This window comes from Roseomonas sp. E05 (assembly GCF_030063475.1).
In the GTDB taxonomy this organism is placed as follows: Bacteria; Pseudomonadota; Alphaproteobacteria; order Acetobacterales; family Acetobacteraceae; genus Pseudoroseomonas.
Map to the genome: position 1 here is coordinate 35238 of NZ_JASIRT010000013.1, position 21751 is coordinate 56988.

Sequence of the window (21751 nt, forward strand, 5' to 3'; positions counted from 1 at the left end):
TCCCGGCCCGCTGACCAGGGCCGGCAGGAGCGATGGAGAAGCGGCGTGCAGAACACCGAGGAAATCTGGCGGCTCGTTGACGCCAAGAAGGACGCGTACACGGATCTCAGCGACCGCATCTGGGACATGCCGGAGCTGCTCTACGCCGAGACCCGCTCCTGCGCCGAGCACGTGGCGATGCTGGAGGCCGAGGGCTTCCGCGTGACGCGCGAACTGGCCGGCATCCCGACCGCCATCATGGGCGAGGCGGGCGAGGAAGGGCCGGTGATCGCCATCCTCGGCGAATATGACGCGCTGCCCGGCCTCAGCCAGGAAGCGGGCGTGGCCGAGCCGCGCCCGATCGTTCCCGGCGGCAACGGCCATGGCTGCGGGCACAACCTGCTCGGCGCCGGCTCCATGCTGGCCGCCGTGGCGGTGAAGGACCACCTGGCGAAGAACGGCATCAAGGCGCGGGTGCGCTACTATGGCTGCCCCGCCGAGGAGGGCGGCGCCGCCAAGACCTTCATGGTCCGCGCCGGCTGCTTCAAGGACGTGGACGCCGCCATCACCTGGCACCCCTTCGCCTGGGCTGGCGTGCAGGAAGCCGACTCCCTGGCGATGACGCGGATCGACTTCAGCTTCACCGGCCGCTCCAGCCACGCCGCTGCCGCGCCGCATCTCGGCCGCTCGGCGCTGGATGCCGTCGAGCTGATGAATGTCGGCGTCAACTACATGCGCGAGCACATGCCGAGCGATGCGCGCATCCACTATGCCTATCTGGATGCCGGCGGCATCGCGCCGAACGTCGTGCAGGGCAAGGCCAAGGTGCGCTACGCCGTGCGCGCCCACACGCTGCACGAGATGTTCGGCCTGATCGAGCGCGTGAAGAAGATCGCCCAGGGCGCCGCGCTGATGACCGAGACGGAGGTGGAGATCAAGATCCTCTCCGCCACCGCCAACCTGCTCGGCAATGCGCCGCTGGAGCAGGCGATGCAGGACAACTTCATGCGCCTCGGCCCCGTGCCCTTCGACGAGGCCGACCGCGAGTTCGCGCGCAAGATCCAGGCGACGCTCTCGCCGCAGGACATTGCCAGCAACTACAACCGCAGCGGCTTCGCACCGAAGGCCGACCTGCCGCTGACCGACGCCATCCAGCCGCCGATCGCCGAGCGCACCGGCGTCAGCATGATCGGCTCGACCGATGTGGGCGACGTCTCCTGGGTGGTGCCCACCGTGCAGGCCAGTGGCGCGACGGAGGCCATCGGCACGCCGGCGCATTCCTGGCAATGGACGGCGCAGGGCAAGACGCCGGCGGCGCACAAGGGCATGGTGCATGTGGCCAAGGTGATGGCCGGCACGGCGGTGGACCTGATCGCCAACCCCGCGCTGCTCGCCGCCGCCAAGGCCGACCTGAAGGCGCGCACCGAGGCGACGCCCTATGTCTGCCCGATCCCGGCCGATGTGATGCCGCCGCTGAAGATGGGCTCCGGGGCAGCCTGACGGGGTGGGTCTTCCCCCGGACCTCCATCTTTTCTTCGAATGCCCCGCGCCGGCCGCGCCAACTGGCAAAAAGAAGATGGGGGTTCGGGGGAATTCCTTCCCCCGATCTTTTTTGTTCTCCTGCCCCGCGCCCTCCCGCGGCGTGGTGCCGCGCGTGACAGGGCCTGCCTCGGCGCGTCAGGCCCCGCGCTTGTGGCGCGGCGCGGAGGGCGCCTTCCTGGCGGGCCGGCCGCTGGGCGGGCGCCACTCGCCGCGCTTGCGGGCGGACCATGCGTAGCGCGGATCGTTCGCCAGCAGGTGCTGGTGCTCGGAGAGCCGGTTGCGCTCCAGCCAGCCGATCGCCGCCTCCAGGTCCACCAGGCTCATTTGCGCACGGGCCTTGCCGCCCATGATGCGCTTCAGGATGGCGTTGTAACGATGATACAGCCCCGGGCCGGCAACGCCGGCACGCGGCCCCTGCAGCATCGCCTCGTCCTCCACCGCCTGGGCCGCCACCATCTCGCCGATCCGCGCGCGCAGCCGCCGTTCCGCGACGGAGGGCGCTTCCAGCATCTCGCCCTGCGCCTCCTCCAGTTCCGGCCGCTTCAGGGCCAGCTCGGGGCCTGGCGCCAGCGTGTCGAAGCGTAGCGCCAGAGCATTGGATTCGAGCGGCGTGATGCCCTCCCGCCTCGGCGGCAACTGCTCGCGCAGCCAGAGGGGAAGCGCCTGCTGGCTGAGGCGCGGCCTGGGCCGCTTCGCCAGCGTACCCTGCTCCGTCTCCATGCGGATGCGGAAGCGGCTGAACAGCGGATCGTCCGGGTGATAGACGAGCGCGCGCTGCGTCTCATAGGGGCCGGCATTCGGGTCCACGCGGGTGGCGCGCGCCACCATCTGCTCCAGCCAGGGCCGCGAGCGGATATGGGTGAGGGCGGCCACCACCGCGACCTCCGGCGCGTCCAGCCCCTCATAGGCCATGGCGACCGTGACGAGCATGGAAGGCTCCGGCCGCAGGCGGAAGGCGGCGAGGGTCTGGTGCGCGTCGCCGCTGTCGGAGGTAGCGAGGCCGACCACTTCCTCGGCCTGCCCGGCGGGCACCCAGCGACGCAGCAGGGCGAGGTAGTGCCGGGCGGTGATCTGGTCCGGCGCCACCACCAGCAGCTTGCCCAGGCCGCGCGCCGAGGCGTCCGGCGGCAGGTTGCGCTCCCGACGGCGGCGGGCGCGCAGATCCCGCGCGGCGAGGAAGGCCTCGCGCAGCAGCGCCTCGGCGAAGCCGGTGCGCAGGGCCGTGAACAAGGCGGGCCGCGTCGTCTCGTCGGGATGGTAGCCGGAGAGGCGGTGTGGACCGACGCTGGCCCCCTCCGGGTCGCGCCAGGTGGCCTCGCCATCCAGCGCGCCGAAAGTGACGGGCAGCACCGCCCGCTCGGCCAGGGCCTGCGCCCGGCTGTAGCCGACCACCGCCCAGCCCGGCGCATCGAGGTCCACCTCCCGCGTTCGCAGCCTGGGACCCTGGCGATAGGGCAGCCAGAGGATGCCGCGTCCGTCCGCCCGCTCCAGCGTGCCGGAGAGCAGCAGCCGCACGGTGGCGCATTCCAGCAGCGGCAGCAGGGCCCGCGACCAGGCCCCGGCCTGGTCCTCCTCGCCCGAGGTCTCGGCCTGGGCGGCGGCGACCGGGTCCACCTCCGCCGAGGCAGGGAGGTGGTGCATCTCGTCCACCACGAGCAGGGTGGGGCAGCGCCGGAACTCCGCCAGATGCAGCGCAGGCGCCGCGGCGATGCCCTGGTAGGTGGTGACATAGCCCTGCATCCCGCGGCAGGGATCGGGCGCGTTCTCCGCCGAGCGGACCGCGATCTCGTGGCCGAGGGCGGCCCTCCAGGCCGGGTCGGCGAAAGCTTCCTCGGCCTGCAGGCGCAGGCTGTCGCGCGGTACCACCCAGCAGATGCGCTGGACGATGCCGGCCTCCATCAGCCGCGCCGCGGCAATCACCGGCAGCAGCGACTTGCCGCCGCCAGGCGTCACGGCCGCGAGGATGTCGCGTGCCTCGGTGGCGCCCGCCGCGATGGCCGCGACGACGCCGGCCAGGCGGCGCTGATGTGTCCGAAGCTGGCGCGGCAGGGACACCGGGCGAGCAAGCCTTTCCCGAGGCGAACAGGACGGGAACTCACTGTGAATCCAGAGGTTTCCGCCGTCCAGCGAGAAAGCCGGCGCAGCGGAACACAGGAAAGCGAGAATTCGGCTGGGAGAACAAGGCTGGGGGAAGGAATTCCCCCAGACCCCCATCTTTTTTCTTCGGGTTTCCGGTGCGGGCGGAAAGCGCTGCTCACAACTGGCAAAAAGAAGATGGGGGGCGTCGGGGGGAATTCTTTCCTCCCGCCCTTCCTCAGCCCGCGCCCTGCGTTGCCACCCCGGCGGAGAGGGCGATCCGCACCGCCTCTGGCAGACTCCGCACGGCAAGCTTCTCCATCACATTGGCCCGGTGAATCTCGACGGTGCGCGGGCTGAGGCCGAGGTCGCGGGCGATTTCCTTGTTCTGCTTGCCGGCGATGAGGCCTCGCAGCACCTCCAGTTCGCGTGTGGTCAGCATCGCGATGCGCTCCGCCGCCTCCGCCGCCTCGCGGCTGCGCGCCCGGGCTTCGGCGCCGCGCGCCAGCGCGTGCTCGGTGGCCTGCAGCAACGCCTCGCCATCATAGGGCTTCTCGATGAAGTCCGAGGCGCCCAGCTTCATCGCCTCGACCGCGAGCGGCACGTCGCCATGTGCCGTGACGATGATGACGGGCATGTCCAGCCCCTGCGCGACGATCCGCCGCTGCACGGAAAGCCCGTCGAGGTCCGGCATCCGCAGGTCGAGCAGCACGCAGCCGAAGGGCAGGCCCTCCGCCGAGGCGCGCAGGAAGGCCTCGCCGGAGGGGAAGGCCCATGCCGCGAAACCGGCCGAGCGCAGCAGCAGCACGAGCGAGCGACGCACCACCTCCTCATCGTCCACGACATAGGCGATCCGTTCCTCACCCATGGGTCACCTCCGCGCCTCCGACGGCGTGCTGCGGCACCGCCGGAAGCGTGACCCGGAAGGTCGCGCCGCCGCCCGGCGTTGCCTCGGCGGCCAGCCGGCCGCCATGGTCCTCGACGATGGAGCGGCAGATGGAGAGGCCGATCCCCATCCCCTCCGGCTTGGTGCTGATGAAAGGCTCGAAGATGTGCTCGGCCACGGCCTTGCTGAGGCCCGGTCCGGTATCGGCCACCGTGAGCACCGCGCTCGCGCCTGCCCGCGCCGTGCCGATGCGCAACTCGCGGTGCGGCACCTCCTGCATCGCGTCCAGCGCGTTGCGCACCAGGTTGAACACGACCTGCTGGATGCGGACGCGGTCCGCCAGCACCTCCGGCGCGTCCGGCGCCAGTTCGAGGCGCAGCACCACGCCCTGCTTGCCGGCCCCTGCCATGGCCAGCCGTACCGCTTCCTCCACCAGCATGTTCAGCGGCGTCGGCTGCCGCTCCGCTTCGCCGCGCCCGATGAAGTCGCGCAGCCGCCGGATGATGCGGCCGGCATGCACGGCCTGCTCGGCCGCCTCGGTCATGGCTTCGCGGGCGGCGTGGAGCTGCGCCGCGTCCGGCGTGCCGCCGCTGCCGAGCATCCGCCGCGCGGCGTCGGCGAAATTGGCCACGGCGGTCAGCGGCTGGTTCAGCTCATGCGCCAGTTCCGCCGCCAGGGCGCCCATGGCGCTCAGCCGGGAGACGTGCAGCAGTTCCTCCTGCATCTGCTGCAGGCGGGCCTGGGCCCGGCGCCGTACCGTGATGTCGCGCGAGACCGTCACCACGCCCACCGTGCGCCCTGCGCCATCCCGCCAGGGTGCCTTGCTGGAGAGCAGGACACGCAGGCTGCCATCCCCGGCGGGGATCTCGTTCTCCAGCACCTGCGTCCGCCCCGAGGTGATCACGGCGAGGTCGGCGGCCCGCGCGGCGGCGGCGGCGGCAGGGGGCAGCAGCTCCTCCACCCGCCGGCCGATCGCCCCTTCCACCGTGGTGCCGTAGACCGCGGCGGAAGGCTGGTTGAGGATCACGAGGCGCCCCTCCAGGTCGCGCGCCGAGATCGGCTCGGCGCTGGCGTCCAGCACCGAGGCCAGCAGGTCGCGGTTGAGGCGCAGGGCCGCCTCCGCCTCGCGCAGGCCGGTGATGTCGTTGCTGGCCTCCACCACCGTGTGGGGCGCGCCGTCCGGACCGCGCCGCAGGGCCCACTGGCTGATCACCGTCACCACGCTGCCGTCGCGTCGCCGCTGGCGCAGCTCGCCCTGCCATTCGCCGCGCGCCAGCAGCGCCGCCATGATCCGCTCCAGCGGACAGGGGAATTGTGTCTCGAGCAGCTCGTGCGAGATGCGTCCGAGCGCCTCGGCCGGCGTCCAGCCGTAGAGGTGCTCGCTGCCAGAGGTCCAGACGAGGATGCGGCCTTCTGGTTCCCGGACCACCACCTGTGCGCTGTCGAGCGTGATCAGCAGGTCCTCGCGCTCACGCAGCCGCGCCGTGGATTCCGCGCGGACGGCCGCCAGCGCGGCGGCCACCGCCTCGACCTCCTGCACCTTGCCGTGCGGCCGGAAGGCGGCAGGTTCTCCGCCTGCGGCCGCGAAGCCGGCCAGGGCGGCGATGGGGCGGGCGATGCGCCGCGCGAAGAGCGAAGCCATGGCCGCCACCAGCGCGGCCAGCAGCAGACCGATCGCGAGCATGGTCCAGAAGGAGAGGCGCAGCGGCGCGGCGAAGGCCGTCTCCGGCATGAAGACAGTGACTGTCCAGCCGGAGAGGCCGGAGCGGCTGAAGGCCACCACCACCTCCTCGCCTGCGGCGCTGCGGCCGTGCCGCCAGCCCTGCGCCTCGGCCAGTGGCATCTCCAGCTCCGGCGGCACGCGCGTGCCGACGAGGCGCGCCGCGTCCTGGCTGCGCGCCAGGATGAATCCCGCGCCGTCCAGCAGGCTGGCCACCATCCCGGCAGGGATCTCGGCATCGCGCACGAGGTCGTCCAGGAAGGCGAGGGGCACTTCGAGGCTGAGGCGGTAGGTCGGCGCCGCACTGGCCGCCGGCGCCAGCGTCGAGACCGCGAAGGCGCGCTGCCCTGAAGGCGCCGCGAGCAGGCCCGAGAAGGGGGCGGCGATCCCGGCCTGGTCCGGCGCGGCAGGTGCCAGGCCCGCCAAGGCGCGCCGCCGCTCCGCCGGGCGCGCCGTGCTGGCGAGGAGGTGGCCGGCGCGGTCCTGCAGCACGATTTCGGCGCCGGCGGGGCGAGGCACGGCCTCGGCGCGGCTGATGAAGGCGCCGATATCGCCGGCTTTCAGGTGGTCGGATGTGGCGAGCACCTCCATGAGCGTCCGCATCGCGATCAGCTCACGGTTGAGATTGACGGTGATGCGCCGCGCCGCCTCGCGTGCGGTCGCCTCATGCCGGGCGCGCTCGCCATGCGCGAGATGGAAGAGCAGCGCCGCCTCCAGCGCGAGCATCGGTGCCAGCACCACGGCGCAGAGGGCCGCCAGATGCCAGGCGAGGGGCCATCCCTTCCGCGGCTCCGGCCGTGCATCGTCCCGCACGGCGGCTCGCTGCCGGCGCGCCGCCCGCCGGAAGCCGAACCCGTTGAACCACATGCCGAAAGGCTACTCCTCCGTATCGGCATGGACCAGCCGCATGCCGTGCCGCACGCCTTTCCGCCCCCCCCGCGATGAATGTCCTGACATGCGCCCTGCCGGCCGCAGCCTAGCACGCGCCGGCGCGGCCCGGCTGCCTCGGGCGCGCTACGTAGTTTCACGGGGTATCCTTCCGGCCGCCCGCAAGCCAAGTCGATGGTCTCGCCCCCGCCTTCCCTCGGAGTGGCCATGGCGGGCCCGCAGGCTTGGCGCGTGCCCGTCCGGCGCCGCGGACGAGGGGCGGCGATGCAGAACGCTGCACGACAAGAACATCGACACGGAGGAACACAATGCGCTCACGCCTCTTCCTTGGGCTGGCCCTGGCGGCGACCCTCGCGGCTCCCGCCGGCGCGGAGGAACTCCGCATGATGACCGGTCCGCAGGGTGGCTCCTGGATTCCGCTCGGCGGTGCGCTCAAGAACATCTGGGAAAAGGCCGTCCCCGGCCTCTCGGTGCAGGTGGTGCCCGGCGCCGGCGTGATCAACGTGCGCGGCGTTTCCGCCGGCAAGGCCGGTGTCGCTTTCGCCAACTCGATCAGCACGGTGGATGGTCTGAACGGCCGCGCACCCTTCCCGCAGAAGACCGAGAACGTCTGCAACGTCGGCTCGCTCTATCCGCAGTGGTTTCAGGTGGCGGTGCTGGCGGATTCCGGCATCCAGAAGGTCGAGGACCTGAAGGGCAAGGCGGTCGCCATCCAGCCGCGCGGCAATACCGCCGAGGTCATCACGCAGCAGCTGCTGCAGGTGGCCGGGCTTTCCTATGACGACATCCAGCCGAACTTCCAGACCGGCTACACCGATGCCGTCGGCCTGATGAAGGACGGCCACGCGCAGGCCTTCACCCTCGGCACCACCGTGCCGGCGAGCGCGGTGATGGACCTGGCGAGCGCGCGCGACATCCGCCTGCTCGACCTCTCGAAATACGAGCAGGGCATGCGGAAGATCAACGAGGCCTACCGCGTCAAGCCGCTGCCGGCGGATACCTATCCGAGCCAGCAGGGCACGCCGGCGATGATCACCTACACCACGCACATCATCACGCAGTGCGACCGCGACGCCGACGAGGTCTACAAGATGACCAAGGCCATGTGGGACAACATCGGCGCGCTGCGCAACGTCGTCGGTTCGATGCGCAAGACCGACGTGGAGTTCGGCGCGCAGGACATCAGCGTGCCGATGCACGAGGGCGCCCTCCGCTACTATCGCGAGGCGAATGCCCTGGCCAAGAAGTAAGGTCTGTTCCGAATGACCTACAAGCGCGCCGTTGACGGGCTCGCGGGTGCCATCGCTTCGGCGATGGCGCTCTACCACATGTGGGTGATCGCCTTCTCGCCGCCGGAAGCCGTCATCTTCCGCGGCACGCACCTGCTCTTCGCAACCACCCTGGTGTTCCTGATCTTCCCGCTGCGGGCCAGGCGCGGCGCCTCCAATCCCGGCCCGGAGGACTGGCTGGCGGTGGTGCTGTCGCTCTGGGCGGTGGGGCGGCTCTTCGCCGACTACGACTGGCTGGTCTATCGCATGCCCTATGTCGACGACCCGCGCCCGATGGACGTGGTCGGCGGCTGGCTGCTGGTGGTGCTGATCCTGGAGGCGACGCGGCGCGTGATCGGCTGGGCGCTGCCGCTGACGGCGATGGCCTTCCTGGGCTGGGCCTGGTTCTTCGGCGGGGCCAGCAATCTCGGCCTGATCGACCAGCTCTACCTGACGACCGAGGGGATCTTCGGCTCCACGCTGGGCGTCTCGGCGGGTTACGTGGTGATCTTCGTGCTGTTCGGCGCCTTCATGGAACGCTCGGGCGTCGGGCGGCTGTTCATGGACTTCGCCCTCGCCTTGACCGGGCGGGCCACCGGCGGGCCGGGCAAGGTGGCCGTCGTCTCCTCCTCGCTGTTCGGCAGCGTCTCCGGCTCGGCGGTGGCGAATGTCATGGTCACCGGTCAGGTGACGATCCCGCTGATGAAGCGCAGCGGCTTCCGCCCGGCCTTCGCCGCCGGGGTGGAGAGCGTGGCCAGCACCGGCGGGCAGATGATGCCGCCCATCATGGGCGCCGCCGCCTTCGTCATGGCCGAGTTCCTGCAGGTCAGCTACATGCAGGTGGTGATCTGGGCCGCCATTCCCTCGCTGCTCTACTACGTCGCCACCTTCGCGGCGGTGCATTTCGAGGCGAAGCGCACCGGCCTGACCGGCCTGCCCGACAGCGAGGTGCCGCGGCTGCGCACCGTCATCACCGCGGGCTGGCATCTCTCGATCCCGCTGATCATCATCATCGTCGGCCTGTTCGGCGGCTTCTCCGCGCCGCTCGCCGCGCTGGTGGCGACGCTGGCCTGCTTCCCGGCGGCGGCGCTGCGGCGCAACAGTCGCGGCAATGTCAGCTTCGGCCAGTTCCGCGGTGCGCTGCTGGACGGTGCGCGCAACACGCTCGGCATCGCCATGGCCTGCGCCTGCGCGGGCATCGTGATCGGTGTGATCGGACTGACCGGCGTCGGCATCACCTTCACCCAGCTTGTGGTGAACATGGCGCAGCAGAGCCTGCTGCTGGCGCTGCTGATGACCATGGTGGCCGGCATCATCCTCGGCATGGGCATGCCCACCACCCCGGCCTATATCGTGATGGTGGCGCTGCTGGTGCCGGCGCTGATCACGCTGGGCGTCGTCGAGCCCGCCGCGCATCTCTTCGCCTTCTACTTCGCCATCCTCTCGGCCATCACGCCGCCGGTGGCGCTGGCGGTCTTCGCCGCCTCGGGCCTGGCGAAGTCGGATCTCTGGGCTTCCGGACTCGCTGCGGTGAAGATCGGCGCGGCGGGGTTCATCATCCCGTTCATGTTCGTCTACCAGCCGGCGCTGCTGCTGATCGGCGAGCCCTCGGCCATCCTGGTGGCGGTGGTCAGCGCCATCGCGGGGGCGCTGCTCCTGGCGGCCTCGCTGCATGGCTATCTCCTGCGGCCGATGCCGATGTGGGAGCGGATCGCCCTGTTCGTCGCGGCGATGGCGCTCATCGTGCCGGGGCTGATCACGGACGGGATCGGTATCCTCTGCGGCGGCGGCGTGGTGGCGCTGCAAATCCTGCAGCGGCGGCAGCAGGGCGGCGGCGTGACCGCGCTGCAATCCTCGCGGCAGTAGCCGGGCACGGGCGGGGCATCCAGCGGGATGCCCCGCCCTGATGGGCTCACCGTTAGGCGCGGTTTAATCTCTTCTACGGTAGGGGAAGTGCCATCGGCGCATCATGCGCCGTCGGCAGGAAGTTCCCGATGCACCGTGGCCACGACGATGCGCAGAAGCGGCGATTTGCCGCCTTCGCCCTCACCGAGCAGGATTGGCAGTTGCTGCGCACGCAGGCCGCTTATGCAGCGAGCCGGATGCCGCGCCTGCTCGAGGAGCTGCACCCCTCGCTGGCCAATTGGCCCGAGATCCAGCGCGCGCTGATGGAGCCTGCCGTTCACCGGATCCGCCTTGCACATTGGCAGCGGGTGGCCTCCGGGCAGATCGGGGAGGGCTTCATGGCATCGGCGCGCGCCCTCGCCACGACCCTCTTCGAACGCGGCGTGCCGGCCTATGCCGTCACGATCTGCCACTCCGTGGTCCTCAACGGCATCGTCCGCGACCTGAAGCTGGACCTGCCCTGCACCCGCTTCACCAGCTTCAAGGCCTCGACGGCCAAGCACAGCCTGCGCCTCGCGCTGCAGAAGGCCGCCTGGTTCGACCTCGAGGTGCTGCTGGAGACCTATGCCGAGGCGGAGCAGCTGCGCCGCAAGCAGGTGACGGAGCGCCTCGCGGTGGCCTTCGACTCCAAGCTGAAGGGCGTGGTGACCGATATCGACCGCTCCTCGCGCGCCTTCTCCGATGTGGCGAACAGCATCCTCGTGGCGGCCAGTCACTCCGCCGAGCAGGCGGGCGCCGTCGCGAGCGCCGCCGGGGAAGCCAATTCCGGCGTGCAGACGGTGGCGGCTGCGGCAGAGGAGCTCACGGCCTCCATCGCCGAGATCAGCCGCCGCGTCTCGCAGTCGGCCACCATCGCCGAGAAGGCGGTGAACGATGCGCGGCGCACCGATACGGTGGTGCAGGCGCTGGCCGAGGGCGCCGGCCGCATCGGCGACGTGGTGCAACTCATCAGCAACATTGCGGCGCAGACCAACCTCCTGGCGCTGAACGCCACGATCGAGGCGGCGCGGGCAGGGGAGGCCGGCAAGGGCTTTGCGGTGGTGGCCAGTGAGGTCAAGAACCTGGCCAGCCAGACGGCCAAGGCCACCGAGGAGATCGGCCACCAGATCGCTCAGACCCAGGGCGCCACGCAACAGGCGGTGGAGGCGATCCGCAGCATCGCCACCACCATCGCCGAGATCGACGACATCACCTCCGGCATCGCGGCCGCCGTGAGGGAACAGGGCAGCGCCACCAGCGAGATCGCGAAGAGCGCGGCGCAGGCGGCGGCGCACAACCAGCGCGTGGACCAGCTGATCGGCGGCATCCGCAACGATACCGGACGCACGACGCAAGGCGCCGAGGGGCTCAGCGGCACCGCGAAGGACCTGGCCCGCAGCTCTTCCGCCCTCGGTCAGGCGGTGCAGGGCTTCCTGGCGGAGATCCGTGCCGCCTGATCCCGGCGCTCAGGCCGGCAGCTCTGGTGAAAGGGGTGCCGGCCGCAGCCGAAGAGTCGGCGGAAGCGGCCTAATTACTGCGGAAGGTGGGAAAATCTCCGGAGGAGATTTGGTGGGCGCACAAGGACTCGAACCTTGGACCCGCTGATTAAGAGTCAGCTGCTCTACCAACTGAGCTATGCGCCCCACCGGGGAGTGCGTTACCGTCATTCCCGTGGCGCGGGCTTTTAGCCCATCCAGCGGAGATCGCAACCCCCTTTATTCGCGGGCGGCGCCAAATTCTGCGTCGCGGTGCACATAGACCGAGAGCAGCAGGCCAAAGCCGAGCATGGCGGTCAGCATGGCCGAGCCGCCATGGCTGATCAGCGGCAGCGGCACGCCGCCCACGGGGATGGAGCCGGTGACCATGGCGATATTGACGAAGATGTAGAGAAAGAAGTTCACCCCCAGTCCCACCGCCACCAGCCGCCCGTACTGATGGCGGGTGCGCAACGCCACGGCGAGCGCGAAGAACACCACCAGCGCCAGCAGCAGCAGCGTGCCGAGGGCGCCCACCAGCCCGAACTCCTCGGAGATCATGGTGAAGATGAAGTCGGTCTGCTTCTCCGGCAGGAAGTTCAGGTGGCCCTGGGTGCCCTGCAGGAAGCCCTTGCCCCAGAGCCCGCCCGAGCCGAGCGCGATCTTCGACTGGATGATGTTGTAGCCCGCTCCCAGCGGGTCGCTCTCGGGGTCCAGGAAGGTCTGGATGCGGGCGCGCTGGTAGTCGTGCAGCCGCTCATAGGCGATGGGCGCAATGCCGGCCGCCGAAGCCAGGATCAGCGCGAACTTCCACCAACGCACCCCGGCCGCCCAGAACACCGCGCCGCCCACCATGGCGGTGATCAGCCCGGTGCCGAGATTGGGTTGCTTCAGGATCAGCCCGACCGGAAGCAGCACCGCGAGGGTCGGGGGCACCAGGAACAGCAGGTTGCCGACCCGCTCCCAGCTTGCGCGATGGAACCAGTGGGCGAGGGCCAGCACCAGCATGATCTTCATCAGCTCGGAGGGCTGGAGCTGGATCGGCCCCAGCTCGATCCACCGCTGCGCCCCCTTGCCGACCTGCCCGTGCACGGCCACCAGCACCAGCAGCGCGACACCCAGCGCGTAGCCGACCCAGGAGAGCCGCGCGATCACGCGGATGTCGATCATCGCGATGGAGAGCATCATCACCAGGCTGAAGCCGAAGCGCAGCGCATGCTTGCTGGCATAGGGCTCCGGCGCGCCGCCGCCGGCCGAGTAGAGCGCCACATAGCCCACCGCCGCAATGGCGCAGAGCAGCAGAACGAAGCTCCAGGGCACCAGCCAGAGCTTCTCCAGCAGGCCGGCGCCGCGGTCGCGGGTCAGCAGGCGGCGTTCGAAGACCATCATCGGCGGGGCGTCTCCGGGGCAGGGGGGGGCGGCGCCTCCGCAAGCATGGGCGGGCGCGATGCCTCGGTGCTGCGCGTGCCGGCGGGGGCGGGAGGGACGGCGGCCGCGGGCGGCGCGCGGAAGCGGGTGAGCACGTCGGCCATGATGTCGCGCGCCAGCGGCGCCGCCGCACCAGCGCCGCTGGTGCCGTGCTCGACGACGACGGAAATGGCGTATTGCGGATTGTCGAAGGGAGCGAAGGCGACGAACAGCGCATGCGGCCGCCATTCGCGCGGCTGGCTCTCCACCCGGAAGCCGCGCTCGCGCTGCTCGCGGGAGACGCGGCGCACCTGGGTGGTGCCGGTCTTGCCGGCCATGACGCCGAGACTGTTCGGCAGGCGCGCCACTTTCGCGGTGCCGTTCTCCTCGTTCACCACCGCCCACATGCCCTCGCGCACCAGCTTCAGGTCCCGCTCGGGGATGCCGAGGCTCGGCCAGTCCTCCGCCTTCACGCCGCGCGGCGCCTTGCCGTCCAGGGCATGGGTCAGGTGCGGCTGCACCGCGCGCCCGGTGGCCAGCCGCGCCGCCATGGTGGCCAGCGAGAGCGGCGTGAGCTGGTAGAAGCCCTGGCCGATGCCGTGCACCACCGTGTCGCCGATGTTCCAGGCCTTGCCCTGCCGGATGCGCCACTCGCGGGTCGGTACGAAGCCCGCCTTGGCCCCGGGCAGCTCGATCTCCAGATCCACCCCGAGGCCGAAGCGCTTGGCCATGGCGGCGATGCGGTCGATGCCGGTGCGCTTGGCGGCCTCGTAGAAATAGACGTCGCAGGAGTGCTTGAGGGCGTTGCGCAGGTCCAGGTTGCCGTGGCCTCCCTTGCGCCAGCAGTGGAAGCGGGCGTCGCCCAGGTCGTAGTAGCCCGGGCAGAAGATGCGCTCGGTGGGGGTGACGGCCTTGGCCTCCAGCGCCGCCAGCCCGACCACCATCTTGAAGGTGGAGCCCGGCGCGTAGAGCCCGTTGGTGGCCTTGTTGATCAGCGGTGTGGCGCGGCTCCTGGTCCATTCGCGCCACTGCGCGGCGGAGATGCCGGAGCTGAACAGGTTGGGGTCGAAGCTGGGCTGGCTGGCCATGGCCAGCACCTCGCCGTTGCGCGCATCCAGCACGACGACGCTGGTGCCCTCCTCGATGCGGTTGCGCACCGCCTTCTGCAGTTCGGCGTCGATCGAGATCTGCACGTCCTGCCCGCGCACGCCCTCCCGCCGGTCCAACTCGCGGATCACCCGGCCAAGGGCGTTCACCTCCAGCTCCAGCGTGCCGGCGCGGCCGCGCAGCACCCGGTCATGGAACCGCTCCATCCCGGCGCGGCCGACCCGGATGCCGGGCAGGGCCAGCAGCGGGTCGTCATCCATGTCGGTCTCGCTCGGCGGCGCCACATAGCCCACCACATGCGCCAGATGCTCGGCCCAGGGGTAGTCGCGGGTGGTGCCGACATCCACGCTGATGCCCGGCAGGTCCGGCGCGTTGACCTCGATGCGCGCCATCTCCTCCCAGGTCAGGAAGTCCCGCACCACGACGGGAACGAAGCGCCGGCGGCGGCGGATGTCGCGCTCGATGCGGGTGCGCTCGGCCTCGCTGAGCGGCAGGATGTGGCTGAAGGTCTCCAGCGTCGCGTGGATGTCCTCCGCCTGCTCGGCCACCAGCAAGGCGCGCCAGTTCAGCGCATTGGCGGCGACGACCCGCTCCGCACGGTCGAGGATGCGGCCGCGCGGCGGCGCGATCAGCCGGGTGGAGACGCGGTTCTCCTCCGCCAGCGTGGCGTAGCGCTCGCCTTCCTCCAGGGTCAGCTTCTGCAGCCGGTAGCCGAGGAAGCCGAGCAGCCCGAGCTGCCCCGCGCCCAGCAGCAGGGCGCGGCGGGTGAACACGTTGCGGCGGCGTTCCTCATCCCGCTTGCTCATCTCAGCCCAGAGTCTCCGCCCGCCGCATCGCCTTGTGCAAGCGGGTCAACAGCGCCGCGATCGCCGGATAGAGGCCGACGCCGAGCGCGAGCTGCACCAATCCGAGGGCCGGCGGCGGCAATCGCCAGTTCAGCGCCGCCTGCAGTACGAAGCCCAGCAGCGCCGCCCCTGCTGCGAAGCCGGCGAAGACCAGCCACACCACCAGGAAGGACTGCCGTGCCAGGAAGCGCCGGAAGCGCAGGACGGTGCCATGCACCACCAGCAGGGTCAGGATACCGATGCCGAGCGGCGCGAAGCCCAGCAGATCCTGCAACAGACCGATGCCGAAGCAGACGGGCGGCGCCATGGCGCTCGGCCGGAACACCGACCAGAAGAACACGCAGGCCAGCGCCACCGCCGGCACCGCCGAGGGCAGGTCCACCGGCGCCCCGGCCAGCATCATCAGCAGCGCCGTGCTGGCGGCGGGAAAGGCGGCGCGACCCCAGGCATCGAGCCGCCGCAGCAGGCCCATGACAGGATGCGGCCGCCGTTTCATCGGAGCATTCCGGCGCGGCCGCTAGCGGCGGGCGCGCGGCTCCGGGCGCGCCACCGCCTCGGGCGGCAGGATGCCGGACAGGCCGAAGTCGAAAATGCGCAGCAGGTCCATGCGGCCGGGCCGGGCGAAGAGCTCCACCTCCGCCGCGCCGCCCTCGGACCAGTGCACCACCCCTACCGGCAGCCCGGCGGGGAAGGCGCCGGCCTCGGCGCTGGTCACCACCCGCTCGCCCTCCCGCGGCGGGGTGCCCTCGGGCCAGAACTGCAGGCGCGGCCGGTCGCCATTGGTGCCGGTCATCATGGCGCGCGCCCGGCTGCCCTCCAGCACCACGGGGATGCGGCTGTTCATGTCGGTGACCAGCAGCACGCGGGCGGAGCGGCTGCCCACCTCGGTCACGCGCCCGACGAGCCCCCGCTCGTCCAGCGCCACCTGCCCCTTGCGAATGGTGCCGCCGGGCTGGATGGCCAGCAGCACCGCGCGGGCATAGGTGCCGCCGGCATCGGCCACCACGCGGGCGGTGTGGAAGCTGGCCGGCGCCTCGGGGATGTAGTTGAGCTGGCGCCGCAGCAGGCCGTTCTCCGCCTCCAGCGCCAGGGCGGCGGCCTGCCAGCGGTGCAGCCGGTCGTTCTCCTCCCGCAGCCGGGCGTTCTCCGCCTGCAGGGCGGTCAGGAAGCGCAGTTCCTGCACGGCATCGCGCAGCGCGGCGGCCGGCTCGGCGATCAGGCCGTAGATCGGCGCCAGGGTGTCGGCCACCGCCATGCGGCTGCGCTCGACCAGCGCGGTGTCGGCCTTGCCGAGCAGCATGGTGCCGAGCGCTGCGGCAATCAGCACCGGCAGCGAGAGCCGCGACAGGGCCTGGCGCAGCGGAATGCTCAGACGGATCACGCGGCCTCCATGGGTCCGCCGTCAGGTGTGGCGAGCCTGTGCAACACGTATCAGAGGTTGTGCGTCTCAGTACATCGAAGACAAAACGTGGCGAAGCCGCTTCATCTCATCAAGGGCTCGCCCGGTGCCAAGCGCGACACAGGCCAGCGCATCCTCGGCCACCGAGACCGGCAGGCCGGTGGCGTCGCGCAGCACCTGGTCAATCCGCTGCAGCAGCGCGCCGCCGCCGGTCAGCACGATGCCCTTGTCCACGATGTCGGCGGCCAGTTCGGGAGGCGTGTTCTCCAGCGCCACCTTCACCGCCTCGATGATCTGGCTGACCGGCTCGGCGATCGCCTCGGCGATCTGGCGCTGGCTCACCACCACCTCGCGCGGCACGCCGTTCATCAGGTCGCGGCCCTTGACCTCGGTCATCGGGCCTTCCTCGCCGTAGTCGGGATAGGCGGCGGCGCCGATCTCCAGCTTGATGCGCTCGGCGGTGCTCTCGCCGATCAGCAGGTTAAACTGGCGGCGGATATAGGACATGATGGCCTCGTCCAGCTTGTCCCCGCCGACGCGCACGCTGCGCGCATAGACAATGCCGCCCAGGCTGATCACCGCCACCTCGGTGGTGCCGCCGCCGATATCCACGATCATCGAGCCGGAGGGCTCGGTCACCGGCAGGCCGGCGCCGATCGCGGCGGCCATCGGCTCCTCGATCAGCAGCACCTTGCGCGCGCCGGCCGATTCGGCGCTCTCCTGGATGGCGCGGCGCTCGACGGCGGTGGAGCCGGAGGGCACGCAGACAATGATCATCGGCGAGGCGAAGCTGCGCCGGTTGTGCACCTTGCGGATGAAGTGCTTGATCATTTCCTCCGCCACCTCGAAGTCGGCGATCACGCCGTCCCGCAGCGGGCGGATGGCGGCGATGTTGCCGGGGGTGCGGCCGAGCATCATCTTGGCTTCCTCGCCCACCGCCAGCACCTGCTTGCGGCCGCGGATGTCGGCGATGGCAACGACGGAGGGCTCGTTCAGCACGATCCCGCGTCCCTTCACATAGACCAGTGTGTTGGCCGTGCCGAGGTCGATGGCCATGTCGGCCGACAGGAAGCCGAACAAGCGGGAGAACATGTGGGTTACCTTCTGAGGCAGATCGCGCTTGTGATCCCGCCGAAGGTCCGGGGGCGCAAGGCGCCGTGGCTTACCTCCCGCCGTGGCCCCGCTCAAGCGTGAATTGTCGGCTCAGGGGAAACCTTGCCCCCCGCCCCGCGTTCCACGCGCAGCCCAACTGTCAAGATCGAGGAACGCGAAGATGCGCAAGACGACCCTGGCTCTCCTGGCCTTCGCCAGCATTGGACTGGGGGCCTGCGGCTACAGCACCGGTGACCGCGCGGCCTCGGGTGGCCTGCTGGGCGCGGGCACGGGCGCGGCGATCGGTTCCTTCTCCGGCAATGCCGGCACGGGGGCGCTGATCGGTGGCGCCGCCGGCGCGGCAGGCGGTGCTTTGACCAGCCCCGGCCAGGTCAATCTCGGCCGCCCTGCCTGGCGCTGAGACTTCCTGGCAGCCCTTCCCGGCGTCACGGCGCGGCCTCTCCGCAGGGAGAGGCCGCTTTTTGTTTGGATTGTTTGGAGCGCGAGGCGGCGCCGGAACCGTGCCGGCCCGAGGGTCAGCTGGCGTGCCGGAGGGGAGGGAGAAGGCTGCCGGCCAGCATGGACTGCACGCGCCGCTGCAACTGCGGCAGGGCCTCGAACAGGGAATCTTCAGCCGGGCGCGCCGCAGGCTCGGTTGCGATGAAGCGCCACATTCCGTTCTGCGTGACGGCGACACCCACGAAGCGGCCGTCGATTTCGATGGGCCGGGATCTGATCATGGACGGTCCTTGGTGGTCCGGTGGGGACCAGATGGAGGGTCGTTCAGGACGCCCCCCCTCCCGGCCCGAGGCTGGCCGGAAGGGGGGCGCCGCCTTCCCTCCATGCGCGGCGCCGCTCGCTGGAAGCAATTGAAATTCAGGATAATCGCGCGGTCGTCATCCCCCCGGACCTGTGCCGGAAGGGAGCCTCACATCTCAACCCATTGGCGAAGAAGGTTGTTATAGGTGGCGGTCACGCCGAGCACGCCGGGATGGCTGTCCGGCAGATCGGCGCGGAGGCGCATGATCGCCATGTCCAGCTCGAAGAGCAGCCGCCGCTGCCCATCGTCCTTCACCATGGACTGGGTCCAGAAGAAGGAGGACCAGCGGCTGCCGCGCGTCACCGGCTCCACCCGGTGCAGGCTGGTCGCGGGATAGATCACCATGTCGCCGGCCGGCAGCTTCACCCGCTGGGTGCCGTAGGTGTCCTCGATCACCAGCTCGCCGCCGTCGTAGTCCCCGGGGGGCGTCAGGAAGAGGGTGGAGGACACGTCGGTGCGGATCCGCACCCCGGCGCCGGGCACCGGGCGGATGGCATTGTCCACATGGGCGTGGAAGGTCATGCCGACGTCGTAGCGGTTGAACAGCGGCGGGAAGACCTTCAGCGGCAGTGCCGCGGTGTTGAACAGCGGGTTGCGGCCGAGCGCCCGCAGGATCACCTCGCCCAGTTCGCGGCCCTGGGGCGAATCCTGCGGCACCTGGAGGTTGTGCTTGGCCTTGGCCGACTGGTCGCCGGCGGTGACGCGGCCGTCCACCCACGCGGCGGCCTCCAGCACGCGGCGGCAATGGGCGACCTCCTCGGGGGTCAGGACGTTGGGGATATGGACCAGCATGGGGGCTTACTCTGGGCAAGGGGGGAAGGCCGCCACAGCGGCCTTCGAGAGGAGAAAGAAGGGCGGCGGCTAGAAGGATGCCGCCAGGCTGACCAGCACCGTGCGACCCGCGGAGGGCACCACGCGGTTGCCGAACACTGCCTCGTAGTTCAGCGCGTCGGTCAGATTGTAGCCGTTCACCTGGAGCCGGAGGTTGTCGTTGATCTGGTGCGAGATCAGCGCGTCGAAGGCGAAGTTGGCCGGCGCCTCCGCGGTGTTCGCGGCGTTCAGGTAGACCTGGCTGCGCCAGGTGATGCCGCCGCCGAGCGTCAGGTTCCAGGGCTGACCTCGGTTCAGGTCGTAGGTCGTCCAGAGCGAGGCGGCGTGTTCCGGCACATACGCGACCCGCTTCCCCACATTCGCCGCCGTTTCGGACTGGGTCGTCTCGCTGTCCATCGCCGTGTAGTTGGCGTTGATCGTCCAGGCCGGCGTGACGCGGCCGGTGAGGCCGATCTCGATACCCTGGTTGCGCTGCTTGTCGCTGGTCAGGCTGATCAGGCCGGTGGCCGCGTCGGTTTCCGCCGCATTCTCCTTCTCGATCTGGTACAGCGCGCCATACAGGCCGAGCCGGCCGTCGAAGAGGCCGATCTTGGCGCCCAGCTCATAGAGCGTGTTGCGCTCCGGGTCCAAATCGGGATCGTACTGATTTACTGCGGCGGGGAAGGTGGTGAAGTAGGAGCCAGGCGGCGTCGAGGATGTGGAATAGGTGAAGTAGTAGGTCTGGTTCTTGGTCGGCTCGAACACGATCGAAGCGCGCGGGTCAACCACGCTGACGTCCGCATCGATGGTGGTGCTGGGTGCCGCGCCCGGCGTGCCTGCGGTGTAGTCCACCTGGTAACGCGTCCAGCGCAGGCCGCCGATCAGCGATAGCTCCGGCGTCAGCCACATCCGCTCGCTGAGAAACAGGCCGAAGGCGGTGGTGTTGGTCTCGCGCGTGTTGCTGGCGGCGCCGAGCGTCAGATCGATATCCGCCTGCGAGCCGCGCAGCGTGCCGGCCTGCCGCGCCGGGCTATACTGGTAGCCGGTGCGGTCCACCTCCTCGCGCCAGACATCGAGGCCGCCGACCAGCTCATGCCGCAGCGGCCCGGTGGTGAAGCGGGCGGTGGCGGTGGCCACGTCCTGCACCGACCAGCTGCTCTGCGAATAGGGGTTGTAGCCACCCTGATAGGAGATCGCCGCATCGCCGCCGCTGACCAGCGCGTTGACGCAGGCCGTCGAGCAGCTCACCGGGCTATAGGCGAAGTCGCGGTCATAGAAGCCGACGCGGATGTCGTTCGACAGCGTCAGCCAGTCGTTGACGTCGTGGCTGAGCAATGCCGTGACCTGGTCCACCGTCACCTTGTCGCGGTCGGTGGAGGCGCCGTACCACTGCGAGCGCGACAGGCCGTATTCGGTGGCCGGGCGGCCAATCGTGCTGCCCGGCACCGTCACCACCGGGACGCCGGCATCGGTCGCGTTGTCGTACTCATAGTGCAGGTAGTGCAGCGTGAAGCGGGTGTTGGTGCCGAGGCCGAAGGCGATCGAGGGCGCGATGCCCCAACGCTGGCTGTCCACGTCCTCGCGGTCCACCAGCTTGCTCGACTGGCCCATCAGGTTCAGCCGCAGGGCGGTGGTCTCGCCGATCTGCTGGTTGAGATCGAGCGTGCCGCGGGCATAGGGGCCCATGCCGCCGGTGGCCACGCCGGAATAGCTGTTGCCGAGATGCGGCAGGCGGGTACCCACGGCGACGCCGCCGCCCACCGTGCCGGTGCCGAGGGCGAAGCCCGAGGGGCCCTTCAGCACGCTGACGTCCTCATAGGTGAAGGCGTCGCGCGTATAGGCGCCGAACTCGCGCAGCCCGTCCACGTAGATGTCGTTCTGGGCGTTGAAGCCGCGGATGCGGAACTGGTCGCCGTTGACGCCACCATTGCCCTCGCCGATCGACATGGTGATGCCAGGGACGTTGCGCAGCGCCTGCTCCAGCGTGGTGACGTTCTGCTGCTCCAGCACCTCGCGCGGGATCACGTTGATGGTCTGCGGCGTCTCCTGCACCGAGCCGGGCAGGCGGTTGACCGGAGCGGCGCGCTGGAGGGTGTTGGGGGGTTGCGTGGCCTCGACATCCACCGGCGGGAGCAGGAGTGCGTCACCGGCCTGCGGGGCATTGCTGCCCTGGGCCAGGGCCGCGCCGGGAAAGCCCAGGGCGAGGCTTGCCATCCATGCCGCGTTGCCCAGCCCGCTCTGCTTGGTCATGTCGAATCCTTGCGAATGATAATGCTTCGCATTTGCTAGAATGAAGATGGCCACGCGTCAATGCGCCAGCGGGACGATTGCACGGGCGGGAGGCCGCGGAGGAAGGCAGCCCGCGCCGCCGCCCTTCGCCGGCGCCGCGGAAGAGGGCTCAGGCGGTTCCCGGCGCGGCAATGCTGCGGCATGATGGCCGCACCCGCCTGACCCCGCAGAGGCGATCCCCTGGCAAGGCGGGGAGGCACCACCGGCCCCCGGGCCGGGCGGTGCGCCTCGATGCCGCGCCCGTGCCGCTCCGTCGGCCCTGTT

General features: G+C 70.4%; 16 protein-coding genes and 1 tRNA gene. 5 read left to right on the forward strand and 12 right to left on the reverse strand.

Features of this window, described 5'->3' with window-relative positions; all coding sequences use genetic code 11:
• Positions 1 to 45: 45 nt before the first annotated feature.
• Positions 46 to 1479: a M20 family metallopeptidase gene (locus QMO56_RS14540; RefSeq protein WP_283526726.1), complete on the forward strand. Its 1434-nt coding sequence runs from the start codon at positions 46 to 48 to the stop codon at positions 1477 to 1479.
• Positions 1480 to 1656: 177 nt separating this feature from the next.
• On the opposite strand, the gene QMO56_RS14545 is transcribed toward QMO56_RS14540, so the two are convergent.
• The 3 genes from QMO56_RS14545 to QMO56_RS14555 all read right to left on the reverse strand — a co-directional run bounded on the left by QMO56_RS14545 (position 1657) and on the right by QMO56_RS14555 (position 7070).
• Positions 1657 to 3576, reverse strand: a complete 1920-nt coding sequence (locus QMO56_RS14545) for a DEAD/DEAH box helicase (protein WP_283526727.1) — start codon at positions 3574 to 3576, stop codon at positions 1657 to 1659.
• Between the two features lie 259 nt (positions 3577 to 3835).
• On the reverse strand, positions 3836 to 4465 hold the full coding sequence (locus QMO56_RS14550; RefSeq protein ID WP_283526728.1) for a response regulator transcription factor: 630 nt from the start codon (positions 4463 to 4465) through the stop codon (positions 3836 to 3838).
• Complete coding sequence (locus QMO56_RS14555; protein WP_283526730.1) at positions 4458 to 7070, reverse strand: ATP-binding protein; 2613 nt, start codon at positions 7068 to 7070, stop codon at positions 4458 to 4460. Before QMO56_RS14555 ends, QMO56_RS14550 begins: the two co-directional genes overlap by 8 nt.
• 329 nt (positions 7071 to 7399) lie before the next feature.
• Here QMO56_RS14555 and QMO56_RS14560 point away from each other — a divergent pair, with 329 nt between their 5' ends.
• The 3 genes from QMO56_RS14560 (at position 7400) to QMO56_RS14570 (ending at position 11700) form a co-directional block, all read left to right on the forward strand.
• Entirely contained in the window at positions 7400 to 8341 is a 942-nt protein-coding gene (locus QMO56_RS14560; protein WP_283526732.1) for a TAXI family TRAP transporter solute-binding subunit, read from the forward strand.
• A 12-nt stretch (positions 8342 to 8353) separates the two neighbouring features.
• Positions 8354 to 10225 (forward strand): TRAP transporter permease, encoded by a 1872-nt coding sequence (locus tag QMO56_RS14565; RefSeq protein ID WP_283526734.1) that lies wholly within the window; start codon positions 8354 to 8356, stop codon positions 10223 to 10225.
• Positions 10226 to 10353: 128 nt separating this feature from the next.
• Positions 10354 to 11700 carry a globin-coupled sensor protein gene (locus QMO56_RS14570; RefSeq protein WP_283526736.1) on the forward strand — a complete coding sequence of 449 codons (1347 nt, stop codon included), beginning with the start codon at positions 10354 to 10356 and terminating at the stop codon, positions 11698 to 11700.
• A gap of 110 nt (positions 11701 to 11810) precedes the next feature.
• Here the strand turns inward: QMO56_RS14570 and QMO56_RS14575 are convergent.
• From QMO56_RS14575 to QMO56_RS14600, 6 genes are all read right to left on the reverse strand, one after another.
• Positions 11811 to 11886 (reverse strand) — tRNA-Lys (locus QMO56_RS14575).
• Between the two features lie 72 nt (positions 11887 to 11958).
• Entirely contained in the window at positions 11959 to 13104 is a 1146-nt protein-coding gene (gene rodA, locus QMO56_RS14580) for a rod shape-determining protein RodA (RefSeq protein WP_283526888.1), read from the reverse strand.
• On the reverse strand, positions 13104 to 15038 hold the full coding sequence (mrdA, locus tag QMO56_RS14585) for a penicillin-binding protein 2 (RefSeq protein ID WP_283526738.1): 1935 nt from the start codon (positions 15036 to 15038) through the stop codon (positions 13104 to 13106). The genes rodA and mrdA overlap by 1 nt, the downstream gene beginning before the upstream one ends.
• A 1-nt stretch (position 15039) precedes the next feature.
• On the reverse strand, positions 15040 to 15573 hold the full coding sequence (mreD, locus tag QMO56_RS14590; RefSeq protein WP_283526740.1) for a rod shape-determining protein MreD: 534 nt from the start codon (positions 15571 to 15573) through the stop codon (positions 15040 to 15042).
• A 21-nt stretch (positions 15574 to 15594) separates the two neighbouring features.
• A complete protein-coding gene (gene mreC, locus QMO56_RS14595; RefSeq protein WP_283526742.1) occupies positions 15595 to 16458 on the reverse strand; it encodes a rod shape-determining protein MreC in 864 nt (287 codons plus the stop codon).
• 66 nt (positions 16459 to 16524) lie between these two features.
• Positions 16525 to 17568 (reverse strand): rod shape-determining protein, encoded by a 1044-nt coding sequence (locus QMO56_RS14600; RefSeq protein ID WP_283526744.1) that lies wholly within the window; start codon positions 17566 to 17568, stop codon positions 16525 to 16527.
• 181 nt (positions 17569 to 17749) lie between these two features.
• Here QMO56_RS14600 and QMO56_RS14605 point away from each other — a divergent pair, with 181 nt between their 5' ends.
• A complete protein-coding gene (locus QMO56_RS14605) occupies positions 17750 to 17989 on the forward strand; it encodes a YMGG-like glycine zipper-containing protein (protein ID WP_283526746.1) in 240 nt (79 codons plus the stop codon).
• Positions 17990 to 18104: 115 nt separating this feature from the next.
• Here the strand turns inward: QMO56_RS14605 and QMO56_RS14610 are convergent, their stop codons facing one another.
• From QMO56_RS14610 to QMO56_RS14620, 3 genes are all read right to left on the reverse strand, one after another.
• Positions 18105 to 18308 (reverse strand): hypothetical protein, encoded by a 204-nt coding sequence (locus QMO56_RS14610; RefSeq protein WP_283526748.1) that lies wholly within the window; start codon positions 18306 to 18308, stop codon positions 18105 to 18107.
• Positions 18309 to 18496: 188 nt separating this feature from the next.
• Complete coding sequence (locus QMO56_RS14615; protein ID WP_283526750.1) at positions 18497 to 19180, reverse strand: Fe2+-dependent dioxygenase; 684 nt, start codon at positions 19178 to 19180, stop codon at positions 18497 to 18499.
• 69 nt (positions 19181 to 19249) lie between these two features.
• Entirely contained in the window at positions 19250 to 21448 is a 2199-nt protein-coding gene (locus tag QMO56_RS14620) for a TonB-dependent siderophore receptor (protein ID WP_283526752.1), read from the reverse strand.
• Positions 21449 to 21751: the final 303 nt, after the last annotated feature.